The sequence below is a fragment of the Rhodococcus aetherivorans genome, assembly GCF_011058165.1.
Taxonomy (GTDB): Bacteria; Actinomycetota; Actinomycetes; order Mycobacteriales; family Mycobacteriaceae; genus Rhodococcus; species Rhodococcus aetherivorans.
This window is the reverse complement of record NZ_JAALEG010000012.1, coordinates 54,376-68,967: the sequence shown is the minus strand read 5'-3', so window position 1 is coordinate 68,967 and position 14,592 is coordinate 54,376. Positions and strand designations below refer to the sequence as shown.

Genomic DNA, 14,592 nt, shown 5'->3' with positions numbered 1-14,592 from the left:
GGAGGTGGCGTCGTGGCCGAGACGACAGGCACACCCAGCTCCTTCCGGGAGACGGGGTATGTCAACGGCTCCGGGATGACCGAGTGGCAGCAGTGGATGTCGGGGGAGAAGGTCCCGGATCTGCGGTGGCCGCGGTCGATCGCGGTGTTCGATCGGATGACGCGGGAGGACACCCGGATCTCGTCGGTGCTCGACGCGATCTCGCTGCCGGTGTTGGGGACGGGCTGGCGGATCGACGGTGCCGGTGCCCGCGACGAGGTGACCGAGTTCGTCGCGGACAACCTCGGGCTGCCGATCAAGGGCGCCGACGAGCCGCGGCAGGGCCAGAGGACCCGCAGTCGCGGCCGGTTCTCGTGGCGGTTGCACCTCGAGCAGGCGTTGCTGCAGAACAAGCACGGCCACAGCTACTTCGAGCAGGTGTACCGGCCGGGCGAGGACGGCCGGATCTGGCTGCGCAAACTCGCGCCCCGCCCCGCTGCGACGATCCGGGCGATCCATGTCGCGCTCGACGGTGGTCTGGAATCGATCGAGCAGCACGCGCCGGCCGGGGCGCCGGTGGAGTGGCTGCTGAGGCCGCAGAAGATCCCGGTGTCGCGGTTGGTGGCGTATGTCCGCAAGCCGGAGCCGGGCCCGTACCAGTGGATCGGGCAGTCGATGCTGCGCCCGGCCTACAAGCACTGGATTCTCAAGGACGAGCTGATGCGGATCCAGGCGGCCGCGGCTCGCCGCAACGGCATCGGTGTGCCGGTGTTCTGGGCGAGCCCGGAGGAGAGCGAAGACCCGGAGAAGATCGAGAAGTACCGGCAGATGGCGTCGCAGTACCGCGGTGGTGAATCGTCCGGCGTGGGGCTGCCGAAGGGGGCCGACGCGAAACTCCTCGGCGTGCAGGGCAACCTGCCGGATCTGCAGCAGGCCATCGCGTACCACGACAAGCAGATGGCGCTCGCCGGCCTCGCGCACTACCTCAACCTCGACGGCGGTGGCAGCTACGCGCTGGCATCGGTGCAGGAGAACACGTTCGTGCAGTCGGTGCAGTCGCAGACCGAATCGGTGCGCGACACCGCCAATGCGCACATCGTCGAGGATCTGGTGGATCTGAACTTCGGTGTCGACGAGCCGGCGCCGCGGATCGAGTTCGACGACATCGGCGCCCGGCAGGATCTGACGGCGTCGGCGCTCAAGCTGCTCATCGACGCCGGCCTGATCCGCCTCGACAGGTCGCTCGAGGAGTTCACCCGCCAGCAGTACGGGCTGCCGCCGAAGGACACCCCGCCCCCCGAGCAGCCGTGGACGCCCGGCACCCCGAACCCGCAGGAGGATCAGTGAACCCGTTCCTACGGAGCCCGTCGGCGTTCCAGCGCACGCCGGTGCGGGCCGAGCGGCCCGACCCGAAGACCTCCGCAGGGGGTGTGGTCACGCTGCGGCTATACGATCCGCTCGACTCCTGGGGCGAGTGGTGGGGGATCTCGGCGAAGGAGTTCGTCGCGGTGCTCGACGAGCTCCCGGACGACACCCGCGAGATCCGGCTGCTGATCAACTCCCCGGGCGGGGAGGTGTGGGAGGCCCTGGCGATCCTCAACGCGTTGCGCGCGCACCCGGCGAAGGTGGTCGCGGTCGTCGAGGGGGTGGCCGCATCGTCGGCGTCGTTCATCGCCGCCGGCGTCGACGAGCTGCACATGATGCGCAACGCCGAGCTGTTCGTGCACAAGGCGTGGGGGATGTGCATGGGCAACGCCGACGACATGACGAAGATGTCCGGGTATCTCGAGCACGAGGACCGCAACATCGCCTCGGTGTACGCCGACAAGGCAGGCGGCACCGTCGAGCAGTGGCTCGACGCGATGGCCGCCGAGACCTGGTATTCGGCGGACGAGGCGGCCGCGGCCGGGTTGGCCGACGTGGTGCTCGACGCCGAATCCGAGCAGGCGCAGGCGGTGCAGAACCGGTTCGACCTGTCGGTGTTCAACCACGCCGGGCGCCGCGCCACCGCGCGGCCCGGCCCCAAGGATTCCTCTGCCGAGGCGGAGGCCGCTACAGGAAAGGAGGGCGCTGTGCCCACCCTGAAGGAAGAGATCGCCAAGAGCCTCGGCATCGCTGAGGACGCCACCGACGAGCAGGTGTTGGCGGCGGTGAACGAAGCCCTCGAAGAACGTGCCGACCCGGCCGCGGGCACCGAGGCGGCGCCGGTCACCACGGAGGCGGTCACGCAGGCCGCCGCGAAGTTCGGGCTCACGGTCGTCGACAGCGCCAAGCTCGAGCAGTGGCAGGCCGACGCCGCGGCAGGCCGTGCCGCGCTCGACCGCATCGAACGCCAGGACCGCGAACGCGTCGTCGACGAGGCGGTCGCGAAGGGGAAGATCCCGCCGGCCAACCGGGAGCACTGGCTGAATCTGCTCGCGGCGGACCCGGCGGCGAAGGAGACCCTCAACGCCCTGCCCGACGAGCTCGCTGTGCCGATCAACGAGATCGGCTACAGCGGTGTCGATCCCGCCCAGCCGTCGAACGTCGCCGACCACGCGACCTACAAGAACTGGAGCCTGTGACATGAGCGCCGTCCTCGAGGTCACCAAGACCGGACCGAAGACCTTCATCCCGGCCGAACGCATCACCGGCGGCCAGCTCGTCGAAGCCCGCGCCGCCGGCCGGATCGGTGTCGCCGCCGCGGGCAGCACCAAGGTGCTCGGTGTCGCGCTGACCGACGCCCAGAATCCGGAGGCGGAGGTCACCGAACCGACCACCGGCCCGGACGGTCAGCCGGTGCTCACCGCCACGCAGCTGCCGACCCGGGTGGCGGTCGCCTACTCGGGTACCGAGGTGAAGGTGACGTACTCGGCGGCAGCGACGTTCGGTGACAAGCTCGTCGCTACCGCGGCTGGCAAGGTCGGACCGGCCGCCGCCACCCCCGATGCCCGCACCATCGTCGGGATCTGCACCGAACCGGCCGGCGTGGCCGCGGACGGTGTCGGCCTGATGCGGATCGCCTGACCGCTCACAACGACTCGAGGAGAAACCGTCATGACTGTTGATGTGGTGAGCGTTTCGGACGGACCGCGGATCACCGTGGCCGAACTGGTCGCCAACCCGCTGTTCATTCCCACCAAGCTGATGGAGCTGATGCGCAATCAGTTCATCAGCGAGGCCCTGCTGCGCGACGCCGGCCCCAACCCGTCGGGGGTGGTGGCCTACCGCGAGGGTGACCCGATGTTCCTCGAGGACGACGTCGCCGACGTCGCCGAGTTCGGGGAGATCCCGGTCAGCCACGGCAAGCTGGGTCTGCCCCGCACGGCGTTCGCGGTCAAGCGGGCGCTCGGTGTGCGGGTGTCGAAGGAGATGATCGACGAGAACCGGATCGACGCGGTGAACAAGCAGCTCACCGGGCTGCGCAACACGTTCATCCGCGCCAACGACCGGTCGGCGAAGGCGCTGCTGCAGTCGCCGGTGGTGCCGACGATGCCGGTGTCGACACCGTGGGACGATCCGGCCGGCAAGCCGCGCACCGACCTGGCGAAGGCGATCGAGGAGATCACCTCGGCCGCGCCGACCGAGGCGCAGGGCGGCACCGGCGACGAGTACTTCGGGTTCGAGCCGGACGCGATCGTGCTGCACCCGGGTCTGCTCGCGACGCTGCTCGACAACGACAACGTCCTGAAGGTGTACCAGGGCAATCTCGCCGAGCAGAACATCGCCTACACCGGGGCGCTGCCGGCGACGATCTTCGGCCTGAACGTCATCCAGTCCCGCACCTTCCCGCGGGATCGGGCGTTGGTGCTGCAGCGCGGGGTGGTCGGCTTCTACAGCGACACCCGGCCGTTGCAGTTCACCGGCCTGTACCCGGAGGGCAACGGCCCCAACGGCGGCCCGACGGAGACGTGGCGTTCGGACGCCTCGCACAAGCGGGCGATGGGTCTCGACCAGCCCAAGGCCGCGCTGTGGCTGACCGGATTGGAGACGCCGTGACCGAGTACATCCTGACCGCGACGCGCTTCGACCAGGTGCTCGAACGGGACGAGAAGGGCCGCGTCACCAAGCTCGTCCGCCGTCGCCGCGGCGATACGGTCACCGGCCTGGACGAGGTCGAGGTCGCCCGGCTGCTGCGGGCCGGGGCGATCGTCGATGCCGAGCAGGTCCGCCCGGCCCCCGTACCGCCGGTCGACGACGACCAGGTCGACACCGCTGGGGCGGGCGACGGAGAACCCGGCGGGGCCGGCGAGCCCGCGCCGGTACCGGTGGCGGTGCCGCGGCCGAAACAGGCCGCGGACAAGGACGACTGGATCGCCTACGCGGTCTCTCGCGGCATGGACGAGGCCGAGGCCCGGTCGATGACCAAGCCGCAGCTGCTCGCCGCGCTGGCGGAGTGACCCGGTGGCGGCCTTCGCGATCCCGGACGACATCACCCTCGGGGGCCGGTCACTGACCGCGGCGCAGAAGGTCGAGGCGCAGCTGTTGCTCGACGCGGCGGCGTCGTGGATCCGGGACCGCAAACCCGACATCGCGCCGGACGATCCGAATGCGAAGTTGGTGTCGATCCAGGTCGTCAAGGCCGCCCTCGCCTCCGAGCCCTACCTCGGTCTGTCCTCGTACTCGAAGACGGTCGGGGAGGTCACCCGCAGCGGCACCCTCGCCCATCCGGGGCAGTTCCTGGTGTTCACCGACTTCCACAAGGAGCTGCTCGGCATTCCGTTCCGGGCGGGGCCGGCGTGGTCGTTCAAGGTCGGGGACTACTGATGCTCGACGACCTCGGCAACCAGACCGTGTGGATCACACCGCGCATCAAGGTCAAGCACGGCGACTACGTCGACGGCGCCCCGGTCGCGTACCCGGGGTGCGCGGTGCAGCCGGCGCAGTCCGACGAGCGGCGGGAGGACGGGGAGGCCACCGAGTCGCGGTGGAAGCTCCTCGCCCCAGCCGGGTTCCCGGAACGCACCACGAGTGTCCTCACCGCCGACGGGATCGTCGACGACAGCGGTAGGCCGCGCCGGCTGCATGTCGACGGGGAACTGCAGACGCACTACGACGACTTCGGGTTCGCCGAGTACGTGGGCGGATTCCTGACCGAATGGAGAGGCTGATGGCTCGCGCACGATTCACCTGGTCCTCGCGGGATGCACAGCGGATCATGTCGTCGCCGAAGGTCCAGACGGCGGTGCGCAAACAGGCCGAGAAGGGCCGGGCCGCATTGGGTGGCGCGTTCGGGCGCACCGCCCGCGTGGAACCGGCACGCGGCTGGGACGGCCGGCCCGGCTACCGGATCGTCGTGCCGCCCAGCCAGGCGATCCGGAACCCGCTCGCCGCCGAGTTCGGCACCCGCCGCTCCCGGGGCGCGAGCCGGCTGCAGTCGGCGATAGGCGCCGCGGGCCGGCGAGACGGGCGGCGATAGATGGCTGTCACCCCGCCGCTGCCCTTCGCCAACGTCGAGAAGGTCCTCATGGTGGCACTCGAGGACCTGGCAGAGACCGACACGGAGACACCGGACGCGGAGATCGAGGTCGGCATCCGGATCAACCGGGTCGGCGGCACCGACGACGGGATCACCGACTACCCCCGGGTCGAGATCTCCTGTTTCGCACCGAGCTACGACGAGGTGCACACCCTCAGCGAGACGGTGCGTGACCGGATGCTCGCGCTCGGCGGGGAGGCATTCGTCGTCGACGGGCAGCGCGTGACCGTCGACTTCTGCCGCACCGACACTCCGCCCGAGGGCGTGCCGTACGACAACCCGGACCGCGACCGCGCCACGGGGTGGTACCAGCTCGGGTTGATGCGTCCCCGCCCGGCCTGACCGTCGTCACAACCGAATACAGCCCTGATCAGCCCGCGAATCCTCGTGGGCATTTTTTCTGCCCACAGCAAGGAGGCACCCCATGCCCAGCAAAGTCGCCCAGCTCGAGATCGCTCGGCACCAGCGCGAGCTGATCCTCAAGCCCCGCGCCGCCCACGTGTTCGGCGCGCCCACCACCACCCCGGTCGTCCTGAACATCACCGAAGGCCCCAGCAGCCAGCTCGCCGAGCTGCCCACCGGGTACTACGACTTCGGGCTGCTCGACAAGGAAGACGCCATCACCCTCTCCCGGGAGATGGAGAAGGCCGACATCAACGCGATCGGCTACTCGAACCCGGTGCGCTCGGACATCACCAGCGACATCTTCGGCATGGCGTTCAAGGGCCTGGAGACGAACCGGTTCAACATCGAGACGAACCTCGGTGTCGACCTGTCCGGCGTCACCCCCGACCCGGTCACCGGTGAGGTCTCGTTCGACCAGCCGGCCGTCGCGTTGATCCGCCGCCAGCGGTACATGCTGCTGTCGGAGGTCGGGTCCGGCGTCGACACGATCTACTTCGGCCGGCAGTTCCTCGCCGGCGAGGTCGCCGAGACCGGGGAGCAGACCATCACCGACGGCGAGGGCTACCTCGGCTGGCCGTTCACCGTCAACGCCATGGTCGACACCGACTACGGCGTGTCGGTCCGCCACCACTTCGGCGGCCCCGGCTGGAAGAACCTCCTCGAGGAAGCCGGGTTCGATCCGAAGGTCACCTACGTCGTCACCATCGGCGGGAGCCCCACCGGCGGCACCTTCACGCTGTCCTTCGGCGGGCAGACCACCGCTCCCATCGCGTTCAACGCCACCGCCGCCGCGGTGCAGGCCGCGCTCGAGGCGCTGTCGAACCTCGACCCCGGGGACGTCACCGTCACCGGCACCGCGGGTGGCCCCTACACGGTGAAGATCGACGTCGCCAAGGTCGGCACCCTCACCGGCTCCGGTGCCTCGCTGACCCCGTCCGGCACGGTCACCATCTCCTGACCTGGTGCCGTCCCACTACCGCGCACGTCCGCGCGAGAAACGGAGCAAGAAACCCATGGGCACCATGCGCACATTCGACCCGGACGGCTGGACGCCACGCGAGCTCGTCTCCCCGGACGGCCGCCGATTCACCCCCTCCACCCGCGCCGAGGAAGGCGAGCTGCTCGCCCGCCAGTACCGCGTCGCGAACCCCGAGCAGGACACCTCTGCCGGCGGGGAGCCGGTCGCGCCGGCGCCCGAGGACACCCCGGCCGCCGAGCACGTCGCGACCGAGCAACCGGCGGCCGAGGTCGTCGACATCGCGCCCACCGACGAACCTGCCGCTGACGCGGCGGCCGAACCGGTCGAGCCCGTGCCGGCCGAGGCTGCCCCGCCGAAGCCGCGGCGCACCCGCACCACCACCCAGCCCACCGACACCACGCAGGAGCAGCAGGCATGAGCGAGGCCCCCATCGACATCAGCAGCCGCGGCCACGACGCAGGAGAGGTGCGGCAGTACCGCCGCACCGGCCCGGCGAAGAAGCCGTTCAAGTTCCAGCTCGAGGACAGCCCTGTCTTCACCGTCCCCGAGCCGGACTCGGGCACGATGATGGAGATCGAGCAGCCCAGCTGCACGACCCGCACCGCGCTGAAGCTGTTCCTCGGAGACGACTTCGACACGGCCGAGCCATACCTCGAGGCCATGCCGATGCACGGACCCGAGGGACTGACCACCCTGATCGGTGACCTGTTCGACCACTTCGGTCTCAACGCCGACAAGTTCCAGCAGCAGGAAGCGGTCAACCGGCAGGCCCGCCGCCGGCGTCGCCGCGGGTAAGTGAGCGAGCAGGAGACGGACCCGCCGCACTCGTTCTTCGAGCAACTGCTCGGCGAGGCCGCGGGTCCGTACCTTCTCGACCTCGACGGCGACGAGATCGTTGTGGCGGTCCCGTCCGCCGACGGGGTGTGCGAACTCGATACCGCCGTCACCCCCACCGAGCAGCTCGACGCGCTGGTCGGTGAGGACCTGGCCGACGACATCCTCGACGTCTACGACGACCGACCCGCGTCCGAACTCGTGGATCTGATCGACGACATCCGAACCCACTTCGGAATCCTGATACCACCTCTCGGCGGGTTCCTCCGCCTGGTCGAGACGCTCGACCTGTACGGCGAGGACGTCGAGCGGGACCTGATCGACAAACAGCTGAACCTGTACGACTGGGTGCGCGACCACGAAAACACCCCGTGGGACAAGCTGTTCCGATTCCTAGACCGGGCACCCGAGGGCGGGTGGTACGCCGCGGCCCTGGCTTCCGACATCGAACTCGCCGAGCGTGTCGCCAAGCTCGAGCAGGAGCAGGGCAAGCCCACCGGCGCGAAGCGGCCGTCGCTCGTCGGCTGGACCCGCGACCGCGACACCGACACCGCCATCCTCGAGACGCTGCGCCGCATCGAGGCCGCGATCTTCCAGGCCAGCCCGAAGGTCAAGGGCCGCGGCCCGAAAGCCCCGAAGAGCCTGCCACGGCCGCTCACAGCGCGCGAGCGGTACGAGAAGTACCGGCTGTACGTCGAGCACGACGACATCGCCTCGAAGGTGCTCGGCTCCCGCTACAAGCGGCTCAGCCTGCCAGACCCCACCCACGACTGAGAGGAAGGACCGCGGTGCCCGATCTGTCCGGCGGCAACGCCTTCGTCGACGTCATGCCCTCGATGCGGGGCTACTTCCAGCGCGTGCGCCGCGAGATCCAGAGCAACCCGGTCGAGCACGAGATCCAGCCGACGGTCGATCAGCGGCAGCTCGAGAAGGCGCGCCAGCAGGTGGAGCAGGCCTCGGCGAAGGTGGAGGCGGCCCGCCGCAAGGAGGCCGACGCCACCGGCGCGGTCGCCGTCGCGGAGGCCAAGCTGCAGGCCCTCGTCGATCGGGGCGTCACCGACGCCGGCCGCCTGGCCACGGCCCGCGAGAACGTGGCCAAGGCGACCCGCCGGCAGGAGGCAGCGGCGCAGGCCCTGCAGGCCGCCGAGTCCGGGCAGCGCTCCGCCGAGGGACGAGTGCTGCGAGTGCAGGCCCGGCTCGACAGCGCCGAAGCGGAAACCCAGACGGACTCGTTCTTCCAGCGCATGACCGGCCGGGCCCGCGCCTTCGGCGGCGGATTCAGCGGCATCCTCAAGGGCGCGGCCACCGGTGCCGTCGCCGCGGTGGGACTGCTGTCGACGCAGATGGGCGAGGTCCTCGAACGCGGCAACCTGCAACGGTCGCTGCGCGCGCAGCTGGACCTCACCGCGGAGGAGTCCAAGCGCGCCGGGTCGATCGCCGGCAACGTGTTCGCGCAGAACTACGGCTCCTCCATGGCCGAGGTCACCGACGCCGTCGGCGCCGTCGCGGGGTCGATGTCCCTGATCGGGGACACCACGGACGCCGAGATGGAGGACCTGACCAAGCGGCTGCTGGTCATGTCCCAGACCTTCGGCATGGACGTCAACGAGCTCGCCATGTCCTCGTCCCTGCTGATGCGCAACGGCATCGCGCAGAACGGGCAAGAGGCCACGGACATGCTCATGGCCGCGTTCCAGCGGGTGCCCCCGGCGATGCGTGGGGAGCTCATGCCCATCGTCGACGAGTACGGCGGATACCTCACCGGGCTCGGGTTCACCGGGCAGGAGGCCATGGGCCTGATCGTGAACGCCTCGCAGAACGGCGCCATCGGTATGGACAAGATGGGCGACGCTCTCAAGGAGTTCCAGATCCGGGCCACGGACATGTCCAAGACGACCGGCGAGGCGTACGCCGCCCTGGGCATGGACCAGACGGCCATGACCAACCGGCTGCTGGCCGGCGGGGAGGACGCCAAGGCAGCGTTCCGGGAAATCATGGCCGGGCTCGAGGGGATCAAGGATCCGGCGGCCCGATCGCAGGCGGCGCTCGCGCTGTTCGGCACGCCGCTAGAGGACCTCGGCGTGGACAAGATCCCCCAGTTCCTGGCCCAGCTCAACGGCGCGGACTCCGCCATGGCCGAGTTCCAGGGCTCGGTGGACGAGGCCGGGGCCGTGCTGGGAGGTGGGCCGCTCAACGCCATCCAGACCTTCGGCCGCGAGATGCAGAACAAGGTAGTCGGCCTGCTCGGGGACAACGTCCTGCCCCTGTTCGGGGAGTTCACCGGCGCCCTCGAGGACAGCGAGGGCAACGCCCTGGCCGCTGCCGCCTCGATGGTCGGACTCGGTGGCGTGATGGGCGGATTCGAGCAGGCCAAGGGCGTGTTCGACTCCGTGAAGGAGGGCGTGGTCGGCGTCAAGGACTCCCTGGTCTCAGCCAAGGACACCGCCACCCAGGCCTGGAGCACGATGAAGGACGCCGGCGGCTGGGTCAAGACCCAGGCCACCGCGGTCGGTTCCTTCGTCAAGACCTCCGCGTCCGCGACGGTGGAGGCGGTCAAGACCGCGGCATCGTGGACCGCGGCGCAGGCCCGCATCATCGGCGGCTGGATCGCCAACGCAGCGCGCGCCACGGCCACCTTCATCGCGACCTCAGCGTCCGCCGCGCTCGAGGCAGGCAAGACCGCGATCTCCTGGGTTGTGGCGAACGCCCGGATCGTCGCCTCCTTCATCGCGACCCGGGCGGCGATGATCGCCTCGGCCGTCGCCACCGGCGCGATGACCGCGGCGCAGTGGCTGCTCAACGCGGCCCTGAACGCCAACCCGATCGGCGTCATCATCGTCGCCCTGCTCGCCCTCGTCGGGGCGATCGTGTGGGCGTGGAACAACGTCGACTGGTTCCGCAACGCGGTGCTCACCGCCTGGGACTGGATCCAGGCCGCGATCTCCTGGGCGTGGAACAACGTGATCATGCCGATCCTGAACTGGTTCGGTCAGCTGTTCTCCGCCCTCGGCGCCGGCATCATGTGGGTCTGGAACAACGTCATCAAGGTGGCGTGGGACCTGCTCCTCGCCGGACTGCAGGCCGTGGGGAAATACTTCTCCTGGGTCTGGAACAGCGTCATCAAACCGGTCTGGGATGCCCTCGGCGCCGGAATCGCCTGGGTCGTCGACAACGTCGTCCTCCCGGTGTGGGACCGACTCAAGCGCGCACTCGACCTGGTCAAGGACTCCTTCGGTGCCGCGGTCGACTGGATCGGCCAGGTGTGGGATCGCATCAAGGGCATCGCCGCCAAGCCGGTGAAGTTCGTCGTCGACACCGTCTACAACAAGGGCATCCGCGCGGCGTGGAACAAGGTCGCCGGCTGGCTGAACCTGCCCGAGCTCGGCGAGGCACCGCTCGGTGAACTCGGCAACTACGCGCGCGGCGGTGTGCTGCCCGGCTACACCCCCGGCCGGGACGTGCACGACTTCTACTCCCCGTCGGGTCTGCACATCGGGCTGTCCGGCGGCGAGGCGATCCTGCGGCCCGAGGCGGCCCGGGCGCTCGGCCCCGGCGGCGTGGACTCGATCAACGCCGCGGCCCGCGTCGGTGGCCCGGAGGCGGTGCGGCGGGAGCTGGGCCAGTACGCCGGTGGCGGCATCGTCGACTCGATCGTCGACAAGGTGCACCGCTTCTTCCCGGGTATGTCGATCACCTCGACGTACCGCGACACCAACGACCTGCACGGCCAGGGCAAGGCGGTCGACTTCTCGAACGGCACCGACACCACCCCGCAGATGCAGGCCGCGGCCCGGTTCTTCCACGACAACTACGGGCCGATGCTCGCCGAGCTGATCCACTACCCGCTCAACGGGTGGCAGAACATCGACGAGGGCCGGCCGTTCGACTTCGGGGCCGCCACCAACGCGCAGCACCGCAACCATGTGCACGTCGCCGCGCACGCGCCGCTCCCGGAGCCGGGCACCCCGATCACCCCGATCAGCTCCGGCGGTGGCGGGGGCCTGTTCGGGTGGCTGCGCAACCGCGTCGCCGACGCCTTCGAGGGCGTGATGAACCCGATCGGCAACGCCATCCCCGACTTCGGTGGTGGCGACATCGGCAAGCTGCCGAAGCTTGCGTTCGACAAGTTCAAGACCGGGGTCGGGGACTTCCTGCGCGGCAAGGCCGACGAGGTCGAACCCAGCACCGGGTACGCCGACCCGGGCGGCGGCGATGTGCAGCGGTGGCGTCCGCTGGTCGAGGAACTCCTGGGCCTGTACGGGCATCCGCTGACGTGGGCGGACCTGACGCTGCGGCGCATGAACCAGGAGTCCGGCGGCAACCCGCGGGCGATCAACAACTGGGATGTCAACGCCGCCAACGGCACTCCGTCGAAGGGCCTGATGCAGGTGATCGACCCGACGTTCCAGGCGTACCGGGACCCGGCGTTCGTCAACGACATCTGGGATCCGCGCGCGAACATCGCCGCCTCGATGCGGTACGCCACCGCCCGATACGGGTCGCTGCCCGCGGCGTACAACCGCGCCGGCGGCTACGACGACGGCGGTATCGCCAGCGGCCGCGGCATCATGCTCAAGGACATCATCCGCCCCGAGCGGGTCCTGGATCCGGAGATGACCCGCAGCTTCGACGAGAAGCTGATCCCGATCCTCGATCGGCTCACGAGCCTGTCGGTCGACGACGTGCTCACCGCGTCCGACCGCAACGCGCTGGTGAGCGTGGACCTGTCGGGCGCGCAGATCTATGGCCAGTACATCGAGCAGCAGCACGTCGTCGACGACAAGGCGACCGCCCGCTCTGTGCGCCGGGAGACGAAGCGGGCCATGGTCGAGGCAGGTCTGGGATGAGCGCCCTGCACAGCCGCGTCCAGGTGCGGTGGGCCTCGCACCTGGGCACCGAGTGGAACCTGATGTCCGGCACCGAGGGCGCGATCCTGCCGAAAGGACTGAAGTCGATCCTGCTGCCGAAGTTCACCCAGCTCACCCACAAGACCGCCCGCCGGCACGGAGTGCGGTTCGAGGGAATCGACTGGGACGCGGGGGACTGCACGATGACGGTGGTCGTCGGCGACACCTGGGTGTCCCGGCCGGCCGGGAACTTCCGCCGCGGCGACGAGTTCCTGTACCTGGACCGGTCGTTCCGGGACTCGTTCTCCCCGCTGTACCCGGGCACCCTGGAGGTGGAGGCGCTGGGGGAGTCCCGCAGCTTCTCCGGCCGCCTCGTCGAGCTCGACGACGGGGACGTCGACACGATGCCCGACGTCCGCGGCACGGCCGAGTACGAGATCACCCTCGCCGCCGAATCCCCGTTCTGGCGCGGAAAGGACGTGGTGTTCGACTTCCCGTTCACCGGCTCGGCGACGCCGGACAACTACTACGGACCCACCAACGCGGCCCCGGACTTCTACATCACCGGCGGCAACGCGATCGGCAACGCGGTCCTCACCAACCCCGGGCAGGTGGAGGTGTGGCCGACGTGGACAATCGACGGGCCCGGGCAGGCCGTCGTCGGCGTCGGCGAGCACATCACCTACGTCTCCGGCCTCGCCGCCGGTGAGCGCCTGGTGATCGTCACCGACCCCTCGCACTCCGAGGTGGTCGACGGCGGCGGCAACCGCGCGTGGGACCGAATCGGCGGCCTGTACGACTTCGCGCCGGTCAAACCGGGAGACGACGTCGTGGCCACCGCGCAGATCATCGGCGGCGGCCCGGGCGCGAACATCCGGCTCGAACTCCCCACGTTCTACCTGGCGGCCTACTGATGGCCGGCCGGGACGCGCGGTACCTGGTCTACAACCGGCACCGCGAGCTGCTCACGTCCATCACCGAGCACGAGTCGGCGACGGTGAGCTGGAAGTGGGAGGACATCGGCTCGGGCACCATCGCCATCCCCGGCACCCCGGACCCCGAGCTGCTCACCGCGGCCCTGAAGGTGCATGAGGAGCCGCTGTTCATCTCCGTCTACACCCCGGCGCCGGAGCCGTGGACGGGACGGATCTCCGGCGAGTACGTCGACGACGGGGACGGCCCGGTCCTCGAGCTCACCCTCGTCAACGACCGGATCTGGCTCGACTCGATGCTCGCGGTCGCCAACGCCGACGTCGGGCCCAGCCTGCAGGACCGCGAGTCCGATGTCCGCGAGGGACCGCTCGAGTCGGTGATCAAGGGCTACATCGCCGACGCCGCCGGGCGCCTGCAGGTCCCGGTGATGGTGGTGCCGTCCACGGTGGAGGACCAGTCCCCGATCATCAAACTGTCCGCGCGGATGGTCACCGTCAAGTCGCTTACCGACGACGTGCTGCGCAAGTACGGGTACACGATCACCGCCCGCACCTACCGCACCGGCGACCCGCTGCCCGCCGCGGTGCACGTCGCCCCGGAGCCCGGCACGGTGATGATCGACGTCGTCGCCAGCCGTGACACCGGCCGGCTGCTGTGGCAGCAGGAGCACCTCGAGCAGTTCTCGGTGGCCTCCACCGAACGCAAGGCGTACCGCGCGTACATCGGCGGCAAAGGCGAAGGAACCGCCCGCCCGTTCTACGAGGTGATCGACACCGACGCCCGCGCGGACTCGGCGAACTTCGGGCTGCCGGAGATCTTCGTCGAAGCCAACGACGAGAACGTCGATCCGCTCGAGGCTGGACGCGCCGAGCTCGCCGCGGCCGCCGGCGGACTGTCGGTGAACTTCACCGTCGTCGACGGCAACCCGTGGTGGATGGGGCAGGACTGGGTGCTCGGCGACTTCTCCTACGCCCGCATCGCCGGGCAGCTGTTCCGCGCACAGATCACCGAGGTGGAGATGCGCGACGAGGCCGGATCGCCGGTGACCTACACCCCGAAGTGCGGCGTCGCCGCCCCGGGCCGGCCCACCGCGGTCGTCGACGCCATCGCCCGCCTGGCCGCCGAGATCCGCAACCAGAACGCCAGGAGGTAACCGT

Annotated in this window: 16 protein-coding genes; all 16 read left to right on the top strand. The window is 69.8% G+C overall.

Annotation, left to right across the window (positions count from 1 at the left end; translation table 11 throughout):
• Positions 1-12 precede the first annotated feature (12 nt).
• The 16 genes from G6039_RS07570 to G6039_RS07495 all read left to right on the top strand — a co-directional run bounded on the left by G6039_RS07570 (position 13) and on the right by G6039_RS07495 (position 14,588).
• A complete protein-coding gene (locus G6039_RS07570) occupies positions 13-1,326 on the top strand; it encodes a phage portal protein family protein (protein ID WP_043799416.1) in 1,314 nt (437 codons plus the stop codon).
• The gene (locus G6039_RS07565) at positions 1,323-2,543 is read left to right on the top strand and encodes a head maturation protease, ClpP-related (protein ID WP_080688530.1); all 1,221 of its coding nucleotides are present in this window, start codon (positions 1,323-1,325) and stop codon (positions 2,541-2,543) included. Before G6039_RS07570 ends, G6039_RS07565 begins: the two co-directional genes overlap by 4 nt.
• A 1-nt stretch (position 2,544) precedes the next feature.
• On the top strand, positions 2,545-2,985 hold the full coding sequence (locus tag G6039_RS07560; protein ID WP_043799412.1) for a hypothetical protein: 441 nt from the start codon (positions 2,545-2,547) through the stop codon (positions 2,983-2,985).
• Positions 2,986-3,015: 30 nt separating this feature from the next.
• Entirely contained in the window at positions 3,016-3,957 is a 942-nt protein-coding gene (locus G6039_RS07555; protein WP_043799409.1) for a phage major capsid protein, read from the top strand.
• Positions 3,954-4,358, top strand: a complete 405-nt coding sequence (locus G6039_RS07550) for a hypothetical protein (RefSeq protein WP_043799405.1) — start codon at positions 3,954-3,956, stop codon at positions 4,356-4,358. Before G6039_RS07555 ends, G6039_RS07550 begins: the two co-directional genes overlap by 4 nt.
• Positions 4,359-4,362: 4 nt before the next feature.
• The gene (locus G6039_RS07545; protein ID WP_051446053.1) at positions 4,363-4,725 is read left to right on the top strand and encodes a hypothetical protein; all 363 of its coding nucleotides are present in this window, start codon (positions 4,363-4,365) and stop codon (positions 4,723-4,725) included.
• Positions 4,725-5,069 carry a hypothetical protein gene (locus G6039_RS07540; RefSeq protein ID WP_043799402.1) on the top strand — a complete coding sequence of 115 codons (345 nt, stop codon included), beginning with the start codon at positions 4,725-4,727 and terminating at the stop codon, positions 5,067-5,069. Before G6039_RS07545 ends, G6039_RS07540 begins: the two co-directional genes overlap by 1 nt.
• Positions 5,069-5,377, top strand: a complete 309-nt coding sequence (locus G6039_RS07535) for a hypothetical protein (RefSeq protein WP_043799398.1) — start codon at positions 5,069-5,071, stop codon at positions 5,375-5,377. Before G6039_RS07540 ends, G6039_RS07535 begins: the two co-directional genes overlap by 1 nt.
• A complete protein-coding gene (locus G6039_RS07530) occupies positions 5,378-5,779 on the top strand; it encodes a hypothetical protein (protein ID WP_043799395.1) in 402 nt (133 codons plus the stop codon).
• Between the two features lie 82 nt (positions 5,780-5,861).
• Positions 5,862-6,800 carry a hypothetical protein gene (locus G6039_RS07525; protein WP_043799392.1) on the top strand — a complete coding sequence of 313 codons (939 nt, stop codon included), beginning with the start codon at positions 5,862-5,864 and terminating at the stop codon, positions 6,798-6,800.
• A 55-nt stretch (positions 6,801-6,855) separates the two neighbouring features.
• Positions 6,856-7,239 carry a hypothetical protein gene (locus tag G6039_RS07520; RefSeq protein WP_043801315.1) on the top strand — a complete coding sequence of 128 codons (384 nt, stop codon included), beginning with the start codon at positions 6,856-6,858 and terminating at the stop codon, positions 7,237-7,239.
• The gene (locus G6039_RS07515) at positions 7,236-7,616 is read left to right on the top strand and encodes a hypothetical protein (RefSeq protein ID WP_051446136.1); all 381 of its coding nucleotides are present in this window, start codon (positions 7,236-7,238) and stop codon (positions 7,614-7,616) included. The genes G6039_RS07520 and G6039_RS07515 overlap by 4 nt, the downstream gene beginning before the upstream one ends.
• Positions 7,617-8,429: a hypothetical protein gene (locus G6039_RS07510; RefSeq protein WP_043801320.1), complete on the top strand. Its 813-nt coding sequence runs from the start codon at positions 7,617-7,619 to the stop codon at positions 8,427-8,429.
• Positions 8,430-8,443: 14 nt separating this feature from the next.
• A complete protein-coding gene (locus tag G6039_RS30485) occupies positions 8,444-12,502 on the top strand; it encodes a transglycosylase SLT domain-containing protein (RefSeq protein WP_043801323.1) in 4,059 nt (1,352 codons plus the stop codon).
• A complete protein-coding gene (locus G6039_RS07500; RefSeq protein WP_040275465.1) occupies positions 12,499-13,416 on the top strand; it encodes a phage tail family protein in 918 nt (305 codons plus the stop codon). Before G6039_RS30485 ends, G6039_RS07500 begins: the two co-directional genes overlap by 4 nt.
• Positions 13,416-14,588, top strand: a complete 1,173-nt coding sequence (locus G6039_RS07495) for a Gp37-like protein (RefSeq protein WP_043801327.1) — start codon at positions 13,416-13,418, stop codon at positions 14,586-14,588. Before G6039_RS07500 ends, G6039_RS07495 begins: the two co-directional genes overlap by 1 nt.
• Positions 14,589-14,592 lie beyond the last annotated feature (4 nt).